Annotated in this window: 19 protein-coding genes and 1 pseudogene; 11 read left to right on the forward strand and 9 right to left on the reverse strand. The window is 67.6% G+C overall.

Annotated elements, in window-relative coordinates; translation table 11 throughout:
- Positions 1–22 precede the first annotated feature (22 nt).
- The gene (locus tag U9979_RS15280; protein ID WP_322750794.1) at positions 23–850 is read right to left on the reverse strand and encodes an MBL fold metallo-hydrolase; all 828 of its coding nucleotides are present in this window, start codon (positions 848–850) and stop codon (positions 23–25) included.
- A 484-nt stretch (positions 851–1,334) separates the two neighbouring features.
- Here U9979_RS15280 and U9979_RS15285 point away from each other — a divergent pair, with 484 nt between their 5' ends.
- From U9979_RS15285 to U9979_RS15305, 5 genes are all read left to right on the forward strand, one after another.
- Positions 1,335–3,044, forward strand: coding sequence for an AMP-binding protein (locus tag U9979_RS15285; protein ID WP_322779905.1), 1,710 nt, complete (start codon positions 1,335–1,337; stop codon positions 3,042–3,044).
- 120 nt (positions 3,045–3,164) lie between these two features.
- The gene (locus tag U9979_RS15290; protein WP_322750792.1) at positions 3,165–3,953 is read left to right on the forward strand and encodes a ferritin-like domain-containing protein; all 789 of its coding nucleotides are present in this window, start codon (positions 3,165–3,167) and stop codon (positions 3,951–3,953) included.
- 62 nt (positions 3,954–4,015) lie between these two features.
- A complete protein-coding gene (locus tag U9979_RS15295) occupies positions 4,016–4,276 on the forward strand; it encodes an acyl carrier protein (protein WP_322750791.1) in 261 nt (86 codons plus the stop codon).
- The gene (locus tag U9979_RS15300) at positions 4,273–5,133 is read left to right on the forward strand and encodes an SAM-dependent methyltransferase (RefSeq protein ID WP_322779906.1); all 861 of its coding nucleotides are present in this window, start codon (positions 4,273–4,275) and stop codon (positions 5,131–5,133) included. Before U9979_RS15295 ends, U9979_RS15300 begins: the two co-directional genes overlap by 4 nt.
- Positions 5,134–5,150: 17 nt before the next feature.
- Positions 5,151–6,032: an acyl-ACP desaturase gene (locus U9979_RS15305; protein WP_322750789.1), complete on the forward strand. Its 882-nt coding sequence runs from the start codon at positions 5,151–5,153 to the stop codon at positions 6,030–6,032.
- A gap of 64 nt (positions 6,033–6,096) precedes the next feature.
- Here U9979_RS15305 and U9979_RS15310 read toward each other — a convergent pair whose 3' ends face one another.
- Complete coding sequence (locus U9979_RS15310; protein WP_322755103.1) at positions 6,097–6,369, reverse strand: hypothetical protein; 273 nt, start codon at positions 6,367–6,369, stop codon at positions 6,097–6,099.
- A 302-nt stretch (positions 6,370–6,671) separates the two neighbouring features.
- Between U9979_RS15310 and U9979_RS15315 the strand changes: the two genes are divergently transcribed.
- Positions 6,672–7,118, forward strand: coding sequence for a hypothetical protein (locus tag U9979_RS15315; protein WP_322779907.1), 447 nt, complete (start codon positions 6,672–6,674; stop codon positions 7,116–7,118).
- Between the two features lie 123 nt (positions 7,119–7,241).
- Positions 7,242–7,496, forward strand: coding sequence for a hypothetical protein (locus U9979_RS15320; protein WP_322750786.1), 255 nt, complete (start codon positions 7,242–7,244; stop codon positions 7,494–7,496).
- 161 nt (positions 7,497–7,657) lie between these two features.
- Here U9979_RS15320 and U9979_RS15325 read toward each other — a convergent pair whose 3' ends face one another.
- On the reverse strand, positions 7,658–7,900 hold the full coding sequence (locus tag U9979_RS15325; RefSeq protein WP_322779908.1) for a hypothetical protein: 243 nt from the start codon (positions 7,898–7,900) through the stop codon (positions 7,658–7,660).
- 403 nt (positions 7,901–8,303) lie between these two features.
- Here U9979_RS15325 and U9979_RS15330 point away from each other — a divergent pair, with 403 nt between their 5' ends.
- Entirely contained in the window at positions 8,304–8,705 is a 402-nt protein-coding gene (locus tag U9979_RS15330; RefSeq protein WP_322779909.1) for a hypothetical protein, read from the forward strand.
- Positions 8,706–9,125: 420 nt separating this feature from the next.
- Here U9979_RS15330 and U9979_RS15335 read toward each other — a convergent pair whose 3' ends face one another.
- The gene (locus tag U9979_RS15335) at positions 9,126–10,313 is read right to left on the reverse strand and encodes an S-adenosylmethionine:tRNA ribosyltransferase-isomerase (protein WP_322779910.1); all 1,188 of its coding nucleotides are present in this window, start codon (positions 10,311–10,313) and stop codon (positions 9,126–9,128) included.
- The gene (locus tag U9979_RS15340; protein ID WP_322779911.1) at positions 10,313–11,092 is read right to left on the reverse strand and encodes an SDR family NAD(P)-dependent oxidoreductase; all 780 of its coding nucleotides are present in this window, start codon (positions 11,090–11,092) and stop codon (positions 10,313–10,315) included. The genes U9979_RS15335 and U9979_RS15340 overlap by 1 nt, the downstream gene beginning before the upstream one ends.
- Before the next feature lie 107 nt (positions 11,093–11,199).
- Here U9979_RS15340 and soxR point away from each other — a divergent pair, with 107 nt between their 5' ends.
- Entirely contained in the window at positions 11,200–11,682 is a 483-nt protein-coding gene (gene soxR / locus U9979_RS15345; protein ID WP_322750781.1) for a redox-sensitive transcriptional activator SoxR, read from the forward strand.
- On the opposite strand, the gene U9979_RS15350 is transcribed toward soxR, so the two are convergent.
- Positions 11,625–11,888, reverse strand: a complete 264-nt coding sequence (locus tag U9979_RS15350) for a hypothetical protein (RefSeq protein WP_322779912.1) — start codon at positions 11,886–11,888, stop codon at positions 11,625–11,627. The genes soxR and U9979_RS15350 overlap by 58 nt on opposite strands.
- Positions 11,889–11,961: 73 nt before the next feature.
- On the opposite strand from U9979_RS15350, the pseudogene U9979_RS15355 reads away from it, so the two are divergent.
- Positions 11,962–12,090: pseudogene (locus U9979_RS15355) on the forward strand (ABC transporter permease); the annotation flags it as partial.
- Positions 12,091–12,116: 26 nt separating this feature from the next.
- Here the strand turns inward: U9979_RS15355 and U9979_RS15360 are convergent.
- The 3 genes from U9979_RS15360 to U9979_RS15370 all read right to left on the reverse strand — a co-directional run bounded on the left by U9979_RS15360 (position 12,117) and on the right by U9979_RS15370 (position 14,594).
- A complete protein-coding gene (locus tag U9979_RS15360) occupies positions 12,117–12,623 on the reverse strand; it encodes an NUDIX hydrolase (RefSeq protein ID WP_322750778.1) in 507 nt (168 codons plus the stop codon).
- Between the two features lie 140 nt (positions 12,624–12,763).
- The gene (locus U9979_RS15365) at positions 12,764–13,663 is read right to left on the reverse strand and encodes an enoyl-CoA hydratase-related protein (protein ID WP_322779914.1); all 900 of its coding nucleotides are present in this window, start codon (positions 13,661–13,663) and stop codon (positions 12,764–12,766) included.
- Between the two features lie 4 nt (positions 13,664–13,667).
- Positions 13,668–14,594, reverse strand: a complete 927-nt coding sequence (locus tag U9979_RS15370) for an enoyl-CoA hydratase/isomerase family protein (RefSeq protein ID WP_322779915.1) — start codon at positions 14,592–14,594, stop codon at positions 13,668–13,670.
- A gap of 113 nt (positions 14,595–14,707) precedes the next feature.
- On the opposite strand from U9979_RS15370, the gene U9979_RS15375 reads away from it, so the two are divergent.
- On the forward strand, positions 14,708–15,889 hold the full coding sequence (locus tag U9979_RS15375) for a CaiB/BaiF CoA-transferase family protein (protein ID WP_322748622.1): 1,182 nt from the start codon (positions 14,708–14,710) through the stop codon (positions 15,887–15,889).
- Positions 15,890–15,975: the final 86 nt, after the last annotated feature.

Here is a 15,975-nt window from a genome sequence, read left to right on the forward strand (position 1 = left end):
GCAAGCTAAGTTCGGGAACCGGTCAGGAGGCCTGGACGTCGAACCGCGCGGCCGGTGCGGCAAGGTGCACCGGCCCGCCGAAGACGCGGCTGGCATCGGCCTGTCTGGCCTGCAGCCAGCCCGGGTCGCCAGAGATGAAGTGGGTGAGCACGAGCTGGGCGACGTCGGCGGTGGCTGCGGCCTCACCGGCATCGGTGGCGCTGAGGTGACCGTGCGGTCCGTCGTCGGTGACCTCCAGAGTGGCTTCGGCGAGCAGCAGGTCGACGTCCCTGGCCAGCGGAATCAACGCATCGGTCCGGCCCGTGTCCCCGGTGTAGGCGAGCGTTCCCGCCGGGCCGTCCACCCGGACTCCACAGTTGGGAACGGCGTGCCGCAGGCCGTGCATGCTGATTTCGCAGTCACCTGCCTTGAACACCTCACCGGCGGTGTACTCCCGTACGTCGAAGGCGATGTCGAAAGCCTTGTCCAACATGGGAATGGTCGCTACCGGAAACAGTTTCGCAAGCTTGTCCAGAGTCGCCCGACCGCCGGTCGGCACGTACAGTGGAATCGGTGGACGCTCGATGTCATCATCGGCATCCGGTAGGTTTTCCAGGTGGTGTCCATACCGGGCGCGCCCGCTCAGAAGAGCCTTTCCAATGGGCAACAGATCATAGCAGTGATCCGAATGAAAATGACTGATCACAACCGCGTCCAGCATCTTCGGATGGCCGATCGCACTGAGCGCCAGGGCAACTCCCGGACCGCAGTCCAGCAGTATTCTGGCACCTTCCGTGCTCACCATGTAGCCTGAACTGCTCTGACCGCCGGCTGGCATTCCAGAGCGACAGCCGAGGACCGTGAGATGCATTGGAGAGACGTCCGATCTTTTGAAATGCCGAAATTAACGCCGCACTTTCTGAACGTAAAATTCACTCGTTCCAGCGATGGTGCTGGTCAATCATGGATTTGGCAACCAGCAGCTGCCACACGCACGATTGCGAGGACCAATCGCCGCGAGCTGAACCGAGTAGAAATCCCGGCTACGTCGTCGGGCCGGTCGCAGCCCTGACCGGTGGTCGCCGATCCCGGCCGGGATCGGCTGGGAGCGGGCGGTACGCTTTTGCGAATTCGAACAGGACCCGCCGTCCGCTCGGTGAACGGACCGCAAAGCGACCACAAAAGTCATTGGAATAATCGCCGACGGCATGCGCGTCCACCTACGGTCGATTGCCATTTCGAATAGATCAATACAACCGGAAGACAAGTATTGACAATACTCGTACCATCGACAAAAAATTTCGGATGATGACGGTGTTCGCCAGGTCGACCTTCATGAGGCAGGGAGAGACCGCATGCTCGCCGGCACGTTGCACGAAGCACTTGACCAGATGGCCGCGTACCGCCCTGACACGCCCATCGCCTTCCCGTCCGAGCCGGCGACGATTTCGCTGCACGACCTCGCGGAGTCGTCGCGGTCGATGGCCCGCGCATTGACCGAAGACGGTGTCGGGCCCGGCAGTCGGGTCGGTATCTTCAGTCAGAACGCACCCGAGTTCCTGCAGGCCCTGTTCGCCATCACCCGGACCGGTGCAGCCGCGTGCCCGTTGCCGCTACCCAACGCCGCCCGGGACCTGCGCGGGCACGCGAACCGGCTGGCACGGATCTCATCGGTCGCAGGGATGCGTCGCGTGGTGGTCTCGTCCCGGTTCCGGGCCCTGGCCGGTCATTTCAGCGAGGCCATGGGCGAGACCACGTTCGTCTGCGCCGAGGAGCTGCGCTGCGGCGCGACCTCGCCGGGAATGCTACCCACGGTGGCGCCGACGGACCTGGCGATCGTGCAGTTCACCTCCGGGAGCACGGCGGCGCCCAAGGGGGTGCAGCTCACCCACGCCAACGCGCTCGCGGGTATCGAGGCGATCAGCGAGGGCATCGAGCTCGGCCCGGGCGACAGCGGCGGTATCTGGTTGCCGCTCTTCCACGACATGGGACTCTTTGCCACCCTGTGCGCGATCATGCGCGGGATACCCATGACGGTGTGGTCGCCGACCTCGTTCGTGAAGGATCCGGCGCGGTGGCTGGACGAGTTCCTCGCCTGCGAAGCCACGATCTCCAGCGCCCCGAGCTTCGGCTACGACCAACTGACCGCGGCCGTGTCCGCGGATGACGCGGCCCGACTGAACATGCGGCGCTGGCGGATCGCCTTCAACGGTGCCGAACCGATCGCGGTCTCCTCGATCGAGCGTTTCCTTGAGCGCTTCGCACCGGCCGGCTTCGCGCCCGAAACAATGTTCCCGGTCTACGGTATGGCCGAGGCGACCCTGGCAGTCACGTTCCCCGCGCTCGGCCGGGCGCCGGTGTCGGTCTGGGTTGACCGCGACCGGCTGGCCAATGCAGCGTCGGCCCACGAGGTGGCACGTGGGCACTCCCAGGCCCGGGGCATCGTCGGCGTGGGCCAACCCGTACGGGGCGTGCAGGTGCGGATCGCCGACGCCGCGGGCACCGGTGTGTCCGCCGATGACCACCCGGTCGGCGAGATCGAGATCCGTGGGGACTCGGTGACGTCTGGTTATCTAGAGGGCCAAAGAGCGCGCGACGATCGTCAGATCGCGCGCCCGGCGGGCAGCGAGACCGACCCGTTCACATCCGACGGCTGGCTGCGCACCGGTGACCTGGGGTTCCGCCGAGGTGAGGAACTCTTCGTCACCGGACGCCGCAAGGAAATGATCATTGTGCACGGAGCGAACTTCTACCCCGAAGACGTGGAGGGAATCGTCCGCGACATCCCCGGAGTGTTCAAGCGCCGCTGCGTGGCGGTCGCGGAACGAAACGGCGACGGCGACGGCGACGGCGCGGAACTGATGACGCTGCTCGCGGAGACGAGTCTGGAGGACCCGACCGCCCGGGACCTGCTCGCAGCCGACCTGCGCGCGCAGGTCATCGCCACGCTCGGCCTGTCCGACCTGGCAGTGCGCCTGGTGGCGCCCAGTTCGCTCCCGCGTACGTCGAGCGGGAAGTTCCAACGCCTGGCCGTCCGCGAGCAGGTGCGCCACGCCACGGCCTGACGCCGCGGGGCCGGCCGCGCCGATCCGGCATAACCAAGCCGACGTGCTCCAGCCCCGCGACCAAACCCCGTGACCAAACCCAGGTGATCAAGCCAGCGTGATCAAGACCGAGGGAACCCGATGCACAGCTATGACGTCTTCCGGCAGTATGAGCGGCACCAGTGGCGGCTCACCGACCTCCCACTCGACCAGATCGATCGCGACCTGGTGCATCCCGACCACGTCGCGATGGCCCGCAGCGCGGTGATGGGCGAGGCGAACTCGATCGCGGCCCAGCACGGCTTCCTCAACGAATTCGTCGACGACTACGACTTCTCGGCCTTCGTGGCGATCTGGGGATACCAGGAGCTCCAGCACCATTACGCCTTCCGGGCCTGGCTTGCGGCCCTCGACGTCCCCGTCGACACCGCCCCGGTCGACGCGATGCGTGAACCGTACGCTCCCGGTACCACACCGGCCGCCACCCTGGCGACTAACATCGTCTCGGAACTGACGGTGAACCACGTCTACCGGGCACTGTCGGACTGGGTCACCGAACCGGTACTGAGAACAATCATGCGTACCGCCAGCCGTGACGAGGCCGCACACGCCCGTGAGTTCATCCACTTCACCCGTCAGCGGCTGGCGGCGCACCCGGACGAACTGCCGTCGGTTCTTGAGACGCTGTACGTCTACACCTCTGACACGCGGATCAAGCATCCGGTGAGCGTCTTCAAGAGCGAGCTACCCGAACTTCTCGGCCACGAGACGATCGACACCGGGTTCGAGTTCTTCCTGCAGCAGGTTGCCGGCGACGGCGAGCTCGACCGCCTCCAGGTGAAGATCCGCCGGGCCTTCGGCACCCTGACCGGTCTGGACCTCGGCAGCGGCGCCCGCATCCGGCGGGCCCTGGCTGACTCGCTGGCATGACGCTCGCTGGCATGACGCTCGCCGGCATGAACCAGCCACCCCCATCCCCCGAAGGAGCACTGATGTCCGTCAGCCATGAGCAGATCGTCGCCACGGTCACCGGGATCGTGACCGAGGAACTGGGCCTTGCCGCCGCCGGCGTGGCCCCGTCCGCCGACCTGCGGTCGATGCAGGGCGCGGACTCGGTCAAGGTCCTCCGGATGATCGCCAGGATCGAGCGGCACTACGACGTCGAGCTGGATGACGAGGACGTCTTCGGTCTCTCGTCCATCAACGACGTCGCGCTGGTGGTCGCGGGTGCCCTCGCGCTGGATCCAGCGTGACGGCGACCACGGCGACCAACGCGGCTGCCGCCCTCGCCGACACCAACCAGCACTACGACCTCGATCCGGAGATCTTCGGCCTGTTCCTGGACTCCTCCCGTAAGTACAGCTCCGGCCTGTACCGATCACCGTCGGACACACTCGCGCAGGCCCAGGTCAACAAGCTGCACTTCGTCGCGCAACGCCTCGGTCTGCGCGGCGGCGAGCAGCTGCTCGACGTCGGTTGCGGCTGGGGTTCGCTGCTGTTGTTCATGGCCGGTGAATACCGGTGCCAGACAGTCGGAATCAGCCCGGCGGGACGCCAGCACGCCTACATCCGTAACCGTTCCCACGAGCTCGGGGTGGCCGAGCGAGTCACCACCGTGCAGGGGCACTTCGAGGAGACCGACTTTCCCGCCGGCGGCTTCGATGCGGTGACGATGCTCGGATCGATCGTGCACATGCCTGATCTGACCGCTGCGTTCAGTCGGGCACGGGCGCTGCTCCGGCGCGGCGGCACCCTGTACGTGTCGGAGAGCTGCTTTCGTAACACGGCCGCCCACACCACGTTCCACCAGCGCGCCGGCACCCGGTTCGTCGGCGACGCCATCTTCGGCTGGGGAGACCTGCGGCCGGTGTCCGAGCTGGTCCGCGGTGCCGAGGACGCCGGCTTCTCCCTAACCAGCCTCGACGACCTGACCGAGGACTACCGGCAGACGATCGACGACTGGCTGACCAACGTCCGCGCCGCCACCGCCGACATCGAACAGATCAAGCCCGGTCTGGCGGCCCAACTCGAACGCTACCTGGAAATCGCCAACGCGGGATGGGGATACACCACCAAGCACTACGCCCTGACGTGTCGGAAAGCCCGATGACCCCGTCAGGAGAAACGATGGCCGTCATGGACCCGACCGGCACCCCGCCTGCGTCCCGGCGGGAGGCAAGCCCGCTGCTACCCGCGGCCGACATCGAGCAGGCGGTGACGTCGTTCATGGCCGCCGCACCGACCGCGCGCCGTTTCGATGTCGAGACCGACTTCAGCTGGGACGCTGCGGACTGCGGGATGCTGACCGACGGGCAGCGGTCCGCGGTCCGCTTCATCACTATGATCGAGGACCACCTGCCCGGCTACTTCGCCCTCTACAACCAGCGCTTTCCACTGGACGACCAGGTCAGCCCCGAGGACTTCGTGCGCAACCGGGAGCTCTACCACTTCACGGTCCGCTGGGCGCAGGAAGAAGACAGCCACGCCCGCGCTCTTTTCCGCTACCAGGTAGCGTCCGGACTCGCCGAGCCCGAACAGCTGCGCCTGGATCTTGCCGCGGAAGGACGACGGCCGTTCACTCTGCCCTACGAGCATCCGGCCTCGTACTTCGCTTACACCCTCGTACAGGAGAAAGCGACCCAGCTCTACTACCAGGGGCTACGCGCCGTTGTCACCGACGAGGTCCTACGGGAAATCCTGAACCGGCTCGGCCGGGACGAGGCCCGGCACTTCACGTTCATGGCTGACATGGTGGAACGTTACCTGCGCACCTACGGCGATGCCGCAGTGGAACCGATCCGGGACGTGATAGCGCAATTCCGGATGCCCTTGGCAGACACGATCAAGGGCTACTGGCGCTGGGCGCTGCGGATCGCAGACACCGCGCGTTACGATCATACCGACGCCTACGAACACCTGATCCGGGTGATAAACCACGCAGTCGATGCCCGCTCGGATCGTGTGAACGAGCTAACCCAGTTCATCGCTGCCTGCCGCACCACCACTTAGAGCCTGTCCGCTGGATCTTCCTTCCGACCCACCACGCCCGGGCTGCCGGCTGGGGCCGACCGAATCATGCCACCCATCGTACCCGACAGGTTCGCGATGGGAGATGGAAGCGGACCGCGCCCACGAGGTAGTCATCCCACCGGCTCCTGTGGGCATAATCGTCGGCCGCGGCCGCGCTCTCGAACAGAATCGCCACCTCGGCGACACTGGACCGGTCGTTACCGGCGAAGCGGACAGCGGCGTATAACGGCTGGTCCGCCGTCGGCCCCGGCGGCGGATGCGCCGCCGGATGCGCCGCCGGCTTCGGATGCGGCTTCGGATGCGGCTCTGTGCTCATCGGCAACCCTCCCGATCGCTTGCCCGCCTGAGGCAACTGCGACAATCGATGAGCGGCCCGACGGCGTCATGCCTGTCCCACCGCCAGCGCACGTTCTGCCCATCACCCAACAGTCAACATTGCGGCCATGGCAGAATTCAGCACCTGTACCGGGCAGATTCCGAGCGCAACGCCGGCACAAAACCGGGTACGGGAACACGTAGAAGGCTGGTAGCTGGCAGGAAACTGGCAGGAAGCCGGCGGGAGCTGGTACCGAGGACGGTCCGCGCAGGTCACATGGAAGGGAACGACCGAACCATCCGATGGACACCGCCACTGTGCAACAGATTCACCACCAGCTCGTGCGGATACTCCGCCGCGGAGGCCGGCCCGCCGAGCTCATCACGTACACGCCGGAGTTCATCGACCTGGTCTGGCCCGCCGAGGTGGGCATGCCCCGCCAGACACTCCACGACCGCGCGATCCACACGCATCGCCTGCTCACCGCAGCCGTCGCAGCCCTGGACAAGCCGCACAGCGAAGCTACCGGGATCATGCTGTGTCTGTGGCCGGGCACCCTCGCCCTCACCCTCGACCAGCGCCGCGAACGAGCCGCCCGCCTCTTCGGCGTCCAACCGGGTACGTTCCGCCGGCCGGCCCACGAGGGGCACCTCCTGCTCAATCTTTCCCTGGAGATCTACCTACGCGTGCGGGACCGTCACGACCGGCGGCGGACGCACCCCACTGCGGAACACGGTGGCGTCATCTGAGTAGCAGTTAAATAACAGCGTGCTACCAATCCGGTAGAATCACCAGACAGACGACCTGGACAACTGGTAGCTACCGTTCACGCGGGGATTGCCAGGACGGCGTAGAGCGACCACTATCGTCGCGTGCTATCCCATGACGAGGTGCTTGCCATCACCGACCCGGTCGAGCGGGCCGTCGTAGCAAACGATCTGATCTGGACCAACTGCGACCGACGTACATCATTGCGCACTGTACGTAGCCAGGCGCTTCGCGAAGCAGTTGAGTCCGGCCGGACAAGCCAGGAGATCGCAGAGCGGCTGCGCGTGACCGAAAATGACCTCACCTGGATGACCAACGGCACCGTGTCGACCCCGCGGGTCAGCGTCCGGGCAACCTGACCCCGGCCCAGGTCACGGACCGGTGGTCGACACCGGTAGAACACCACCATCGATCGCACTCCATCCACCGCTTCGCGCTGCACGGGGACCCCGCTGTCCTCCGCCTTGCCGACCGCCTTTTTGATCATCGTGCACATCGACCACTATCCACCGGACAGGCCCTAGTCGTCGCCACGCAATCGGTCGGTTCCGACCTGGGGTGGGTCCGGCCGCCGGGCCGCCGGCCGGCGCAGCAGAACGAGCGAAAAGCCGTAGATGGCCAGGTAGCTGAACACCGCGGCAAGCGCAAGCGGGTCCAGCGACCCGGCAAAGGCAAAGGCAACCAGCAACAGGACGCCGCTGCCCAGCCCGATGAAAACAGATCGCGGTATATTTATGATAAACGAGCCAGAACGTCCGGGCACCATTTTATGCCGTTCCTGGAACAAAGCCGTCTCCGGTCGCGTGGCAGCACGGGCAAAAGCGGCACATCCACAGTCCAGCCAGGCCGCCGACGGCCCTGCGGAACACCGTGGACACACCTGGCTTCATATACCCCCTGGCCCGGCCGAAAAGCCTGTGAGCCCGATTCAGATCTCCTGTCCGAGCCGCCAGGCACGTTTTTCTTCGACACTGCGGAGCATACCGCGACGTGATGGTGACACACCGCATCGTCGCCGTGAAAAACGGTGGTCACGGCAATCATGCCAATAATTTCAATCCGGACATCGCCGTCGCGGCAATGCCGATGAATCGGGATGACGAGCGTCAGCTCGTCACCGACCGCCGTCCGCAGGCGGCGGCTTCGATGCCGGCGACGGGGATGTCGTGGCAGGCGGCGCCGGCGCCGACGCCGGCGCCGTTGCGCTGGGAGCCGGGGTCGCCGTGGCCGGATCAGATTCCGGCTTCTGGGTCGACGCGACCGGCGCCGGTGTTGGTGCCGTCGCCGGCGCTCCCGCATGGTCCGTGCCGCTGGTGGCCGACCCGCCCGCAGCCGCGTCGGTGCTGGTGGCAGGCTGGGTGCCGGATGCGACCGGCTCATCGGCACGCGGCGTCAGTGCTGCGGCCGGGGCGAGCGCGATGCCCGGCGGAGCGCCGATGACCGAGGCCGCCACATCACCTGCGGTGGCCGGCGGGACCGCGGCGTTGCCATACGGCGACGCGCCCACCACCACAGCGGCGATACCGGTGCTGGGCGGAGCGGCCTGCGTGCCGTCCGCGGTCACATAACTGATCGTCCCGCCCAGGACGGCGCCGATCACAGATGTCGCCAGAAAGACAGTTCCAAACATTCGCCCAGTTCCGTCGACCATCAGGGTCGATCGCTTCATCACAATGCTCTCCTAGCTGACCGAAGGCGATATGATCATGCCCCTCTTCGCGGAGGCGACAGAATGATCGATCCTACCGGTATACCATCGACACCCACGATGCGGGCGATGTCGGGCGGGCCGGCCAACGTCGCCGGAACACCGAGGAGCGAGCTTTCGGTACTATCCGCCCCGGATTCCCGGAGCAGCCCGTCGAGGGAATCATAAACACCATATAACGAAATTTCGTGCCCGCTTTTCCAGACCACCTTCGGGCAATACATCGGTCGATTGTCCGGCGTCGGTGGCACTCCCGGCCGGCCTTGCGATCAACGCAGGATCACACCCACTGATCTGTCACGGGCGCCATATTTTCTCCGCTGTCTTCTGCGGAAGACAGCGGTCGGTGCCGCCGTGGCAATAGCAGGGCGCTGTCCCCGAACTCGTGCCAAAGGTAGCGCTCACCGACCGCCTCCTGGTAGGCCCGCCCCACGAGATCCGCGCCGGCAACCGCCTCCAGCAGGAGCAGGTGCGAGGCGCCCGGAGCATGCCAGCCGGTGACGAGGCCGCTGACAACCCGGGCCGGACGCTCCGGCCCGAGTACCAGATCCGTCCACCCCTGCCCGGCCCGCACCGTGCCGTCGGGCCGGGCGACCGTCTCCAGCGCACGGGTGACCGTCGTGCCCACCGCGACGACCCGCCGGCCCGCCGTCCTGGTCAGGTTGACCAGCCGCGCGGTCGACGGCGGAACACGAAACGGTTCGGCCGACGGCGGTTCACCCTCCTGCGGTGAGGACACGCCGGTGTGCAGGGTCACCGGAGCCATCGATATTCCGGCAACGATCAGGGACGTGACCAGTTCGGTTGTGAAGGGTCGCCCCGCACTGGGCATCTCCGCGCTGCCCGGGTCGTGGGCGAACACCGTCTGGTAGGACTCCAACGGCCACCGACCGGTCACGTAGCTATACGTGATGGGCCGGCCGTGCGTGGCCAGGAAAGCGCTTACGCCTCCTTCGACGTCAACCTGTGCCCGCCACAGCCGGTTACCCGCGACGCCGCCATCCACGCTGGCAACCTCGGAGCAGGGGGCCACAAGTGTCAGGGACGCGCCCGCGGGCAGGCTGACCTTCTCGTCGGCGACCGCGTCCCAGACCGGCCCCGTCGCCGGTCCCGGCGGGCGGAGTTCCACCACCCAGGAGCCATCGTCCAGAGCAGTGGAGAAGTGGACGACGACAGCTGGGTCCGCTGTCCTCCCGTCCCGCCCCACTCCCCTGCGCCCCGCTCCCGTGCGCCCCTCACGCCGACCGTCAACGGCTGCGGCCAACGTTGCGGAGGTATTGACGACAACGAGATCGCCGGGTTCGAGAAAGTCGGTCAGATCGGCGAAGCGGGCATGACGTACTCCCAGCTCGTCCGCAACCAGCAGTCGGACGCCGTCGCGCCGCAGACCTCGTGCTTCCGGCGGCATGATCGCGCTTGCCTGCGCCGGCAACACGAACCGGGTCCGGGCGACGGGACGCTCCGTCATCACGACACCGGCCCGACGGCGGTGTCAACCGCGGCAGTGTCACCCACAGCGGTGGCGTCACTCACAGCGGTGGCGTCACTCACGCGGTAACGGCCGCTGGCCGGACGCTCGTCGACCAGCCGTAGCAGAGCAGGTACCACGGTCTCCGGCGCGGGCCGGTCGCTGATGTCCTCCCCCGGGAATGCCTGCTGATGCAGCTGTGTGCGCATGTCGCCGGGATCGAAGGAATAGGCGCGCAACGACGGCCGCTCGACGGCGAGCACCGCGGTCAGCTGGTCCAGCGCGGCCTTCGCCGAACCGTACCCACCCCAACCCGGGTACGCCTCGACGGCCGCGTCCGAGCTGACGTTCACGATGCTGCCGGCGCTTTCGGCCAGCAACGGGAGCATGAGCTGCGCCAGCGCCAGCGGCGCGAACACGTTGACGTCGTAGACACGCGCCAGTTCGTCGAAGGGGTAATCGGCAAGCTCGGGCTGCGGACTCGGCCCCAGCACGCTCGCATTGTTGACAAGCAGATCGAGGCGGCCGTGCTGGTGCACGGCGGCGGCGAGAGCCGTCCGGTGTCGCGGATCCGCGACGTCGCCGGGGATGGTCGTGACTGTGACGTTGGGACGAGCGACGTTGGGACGAGTGGCGGCGGCCGTCAGCTCCCCGGCCACTGTCTGCAGGGCGTCGGCGCCCCGCGCGTCGATGACGAGCGACCAGCCCCGGGCGGCGAGTGCCCGGGCGGTTGCCCGGCCAAGCCCGCGGGATGCTCCGGTGACGAGTGCGACCGGCATGAGGTCTCCTTTTGCCGTGGCAGCAACTGAACGCCATACTGGTAGTTGAAGTTAGCTTTAAGTCAAGAGATCCGATCGGATCGGCACCCGGATCCAGGGAGGCACCGATGCTGTCCACGGACCTGCTCACGGTCGGCGAGGTCGCTCGGCGCAGCGGCTTCGCAGCGTCGGCACTGCGCTACTACGAACGTGAGGGGCTCCTCAGCGCCGCACGCACGTCCGGTGGACAGCGCCGGTACGAACGTCACATTCTGCGCCGGCTCGCCTTCATCCGCGCCGCACGCAACGTCGGCCTCAGCCTCGACGAGGTAGCCGCGGCGCTGGCGGAGCTACCCGGTGGCCGAACGCCCACCAAGGCGGACTGGACAAAGCTGTCCCGCGGTTGGCGCACACGTCTCGACGACCAGATCACCGCGCTGACAGCCCTACGCGACGGGCTTGACTCCTGCATCGGTTGCGGATGCCTCTCCCTGCAACTGTGCGCGATGTCCAACCCGGCCGACGTCGCGGCACGCAAAGGTCCCGGCGCCGCCTACCTACCCGCCCGCCTGCGCGAGCCGACCGAGCCGGTCCGGCGTCCGCATCCGTAGTCGTGGCGGCCGCATCCGTAGTTGTGGCGGCCGTAGTCGTAGCGGCCGTAGTCGTAGCGGCCGTAGTCGTAGCGGCCGTAGTCGTAGCGGCCGTAGTCGTAGCGGCCGTAGTCGTAGTCGTAGCGGCCGTAGTCGTGGCCGCGGCGAAACCTCAGTCGATCCCGGTCCCCGGCCCGTCCCCCGTCCCTGGCTCGGCCGCCTCTCAAGGATGTGATTCTGGTGCTGGTGGAGCAGCATGAGATCCACATCATTCGACTCTGAGGTGAGGATTACCGGTGGGGCGGGGTGGCGCTGCTCGTCGGTGGCGTGGGCGTGGGCGTGGGCACCACGATGGTCATCTCCGTGCTGGACCGGCGCGCCGAGATCGGCCTACGCCGTGCGCTGGACGCCACCCACGGGCACCTACGACCGCACCTGTACCCGCAGTGACAGCCTCAGGCGAAGGCGGACAACGCGCGCCGGGCGTAGTCCGCCACGGGCAGGGTCGCCAGCAGGTCCGACGACACCCAGCGGACGTCATCGGTGGAGCCCGCGACCTCCGGGCGGGGTTCGCCGTCGAACAGCGAGACACGATAGATCATCCGGATCGTGTGCACCCGTACCCGGCTGGGCAGTACCGAGACGTCGGACAGGACGGCGCGCAGCGCGGCGGCCCGCACCGTCAGGCCGGTCTCCTCGACGAACTCACGGGCCAGGCCGTCCTCGGGGTCCTCACCGAAGCCGAGCCCGCCGCCGGGCAGGAACCACTGGCCGGCCAGGTGCGTGCTCGGCGCGGCCCGCACCAGCAGAACGCGTCCGTCGCCGTCCCGGCAGAGGCCATAGGCGGCGATCCGCTGCCGCCCGCCGGTCTCAGCCGGATGACCGTCGGCATCGGCATGGCCGGCGGCGTCGGCATGGGCATGGGCATCGGCATGGGCGTCGGCGCCCGGCAACACCGTCACCGAGAACCACAGGGACAGTGACGACGGCACGGGGGATACAAACGGTCATGAGCCTGCACGCCTTCGACAGTATTTCCTCCGGGAGGACCCCTGAGGACCACCGCAACATCGGCGGTGTGGTGTGCGCCATGCGGGTCCGGTCACGGCTCCGGTTCGGCGTCCTCCTTGGCCACAGGAGGACCATCGAAGGACGGGGTCGTCCACCACGGATAGAAGGTGGGCAGGTCACGGTTGGTGCGCAGGGTGAAGGCGGGCGGCCGCTTCTCCCGGAACGCCGCCACTCCCTCACCGACGTCGGCCAGCTGGCCGAGCGCGAGCAGAGCTTGGGACTCCAGCCGGTTCGCCTCGACGGGATGGTCCGCGTCGAGGAGCTTCCACATCAGCTGTCGGGTGAGCGCCACCGACACCGCCGAGGTGTTTCGAGCGATCTCAATGGCGATCTCCCGCGCCCGGGGTAGCACGTCAGCCGCGGGCACGAGCTGGTGGACGAGACCGGCGTCCAACGCCTCGGCGGCGGGGAAGATCCGCCCGGTAACGGCCCATTCGACCGCCCGTGAGATCCCGACGATCCGCGGCAGGAAGAAACTCGCACACGACTCCGGGACGATGCCCCGCCGGGTGAAGGGCAGCCCGAAGCGGGCGTCGTCCGCGGCTATACGCACATCCATCGGGAGGATCATGGTGATGCCGATCCCGACCGCGGTCCCGTTCACCGCGGCGATCACCGGTTTGGGTAGGTCGTAGATCAGCAGGGACAACTCCCCACCGACATCCCTGGTCCCGCCGCGCAGTGGCTTGAATTTCGTCGACGAGGCGTCGTACCCGTCACCGCTGGACAGGTCGGTGCCGGCCGAGAAGAAGCGCCCGCTGCTTCCGGTGACCACGACCGCACGCACGTCATCGTCCGCGCCGACCCGGGTGAAAGCGTCGATCAGTTCGTCGAGGACCCGGTAGGTGACGGTGTTGCGCTGCTCGGGACGGTTGAGGGTGATGGTCGCGACGTTCTCCTCGACCGCGTACAGGATCTGCTGGTAGTCCACCGCATCACTCTCCAGTGAAGGTCGGCGTTCGCTTGTCCACGAACGCGCGCATGGCCTCTGCCGAGTCGGCCGTCATGGAGGCCAGGATCTGGGTCCGGTTCTCCAGCTCGATTGCCGAGTCGAACCCCGCCTCAAGGTTGGCCCACATGATTTTCTTGGTCATCGCCACGGCGAAGGGACTGTTGGCGCAGATGGCCCCGGCGGTGTCCAGCGCGCGGTCGAGCAGGTCCGCGTCGTCGACCACCTGGGAAACAAGACCGATACGATCGGCCTCGGCCGCGTCCACGGGGCGGCCGGTCAGCATGATCTCGAAGGCACGCGACGAACCGACACAGCGGGGCAGATGGTAACTGATACCACACTCCCCCGCGGACAATCCGATCTTGACGGCGGCGACGTGGAAGCGGGCCGACGCGGCGGCCAGCCGCACGTCCGCGGCGAGCGCCAGGGCCATCCCGGCACCGGCCGCGGCGCCGTTGACCGCGGCGACCACCGGCTGGGGAATCGTGCGGATCGCCCGTACCATCGCGGCGAAGCGCTCCTGCCCACGCAGCCGCTCGGCCGGCCCCCGAGATCGCGCCATTTTGCTCTGGACGTGGCCGGCGAGGTCCAGCCCGGCGCAGAAGGCGCGGCCGGCCCCGGTGAGTACGATCACTCTCGCCCGCTCGTCCGCCCCGAGCTGCGTGAACGTGTCGGACAGCCGTCCGACCATGTCGAAGGTGAGGGCGTTGAGCCGCTCAGGCCGGGCCAGGGTGACCTGGGCGATCGACGGGCGTGGCCAACTCACGACGACCGGCCTGTCGGCGCCGTCCGGTCCGACGCCACCCGGTTCACGGCCACCCGGTTCACGGCCACCCGGCTCGACGCCACCCGGCTCGACGCCACCCGGCTCGACGCCACCCGGCTCGACATCACCCGGTCCGCTGGTCATTGCGCCTCCTGTGTCCCCGTCGTCGGTGTCGTTGTGGGACCGGCGATACCATACATCTCTATCATTCAGATTAGTCATCCATAAAACAGGGCCATCGTAACGAGGAGACACCCATGACCGGTCCGCTTGCGGGCGTGCGGGTGCTGGAGATGGCCGGTCTGGGCCCGGCCCCGTTCGGGGCGATGCTGCTCGCCGACATGGGCGCGGACGTCGTCCGAGTGGATCGACTCAGACGAGCCACCGCCGGCGGCGACTACGAGAAGAGCCGGCAGGCCGCCGATCCCCGCCGATATGCCATGGACCGCGGCCGGCGGTCGGTTGCCCTCGACCTGAAGAACCCCGCCGGGATCGAGACGCTGCTCACGCTGCTCGCGACCGCGGACGTGCTGGTCGAGGGGTTCCGGCCCGGCGTCATGGAACGCCTGGGCCTCGGGCCCGAGGTCTGCCTGGCCCGCAACCCCCGGCTGGTCTATGCCCGGATGACCGGCTGGGGACAGGACGGCCCACTCGCCCACACCGCCGGCCATGACATCACCTATATCGCGCTCGCCGGTGCCCTGAACAACTTCCGGCGGCACGGGGAGCGACCGGTACCGCCGCTCAGCCTTGTCGGCGACTTCGGCGGCGGTGGGATGCTGCTCGCCTTCGGCGTGGTCTGCGCTCTGCTGGAGGCACGCGCCTCCGGGCACGGGCAGGTCGTGGACGCGGCCATGGTGGACGGCACCGCACTGCTCACCACGCTTTTTCACGGCCTGCTTGCGCAGGGACGCTGGCGCGACGAACCCGGCACGAACTTCGCCGACACCGGCGCCCCCTACTACGAGGTGTACGAAACCGCCGATGGCAGGTATGTCGCGGTCGGCGCGCTGGAAGGCCCGTTCTACAACGAGCTGATCAACCTTCTGGGCCTGTCCGCGGACGAACTGCCCTCGCGGGACGACCCGACGCACTGGCCGGCACTCAAGGAGCGCTTCGCCGCGGTGTTCCGCACCCGGACCCGCGACGAGTGGGCCGACCTGCTGCTGGCCACCGACTCCTGTGTCGCACCGGTGCTGTCGTTCACCGAGGCTCCGCGACATCCGCACCTCGCGGAGCGTGGCACCTTCATCGAGCGCGACGGTGTGATGCAGCCCGCGCCGGCACCGCGCTTCAGCCGTACGCCGGCGGAACTCGGCGCCGTTCCGCCACTGCCCGGCGAGCAGACCTCCGAGGTGCTCACCGGCTGGGGTTTCACACCGGAGGAGGTGGCGAAGCTGGTCGATGCCGGGGTCGTCGGCGGGACCGCTGCGGGCTGACCGGGTCAGGCGGCCGCCCGCCGGAACCCACGATCCGGCGGTCGAACACATCCGCGACCGTGACGAGAAGCACTGGGGATGTGGTA

Origin of the sequence: Protofrankia sp. Cas4 (assembly GCF_963555915.1) — a bacterium.
Lineage (GTDB): Bacteria > Actinomycetota > Actinomycetes > Frankiales > Frankiaceae > Protofrankia.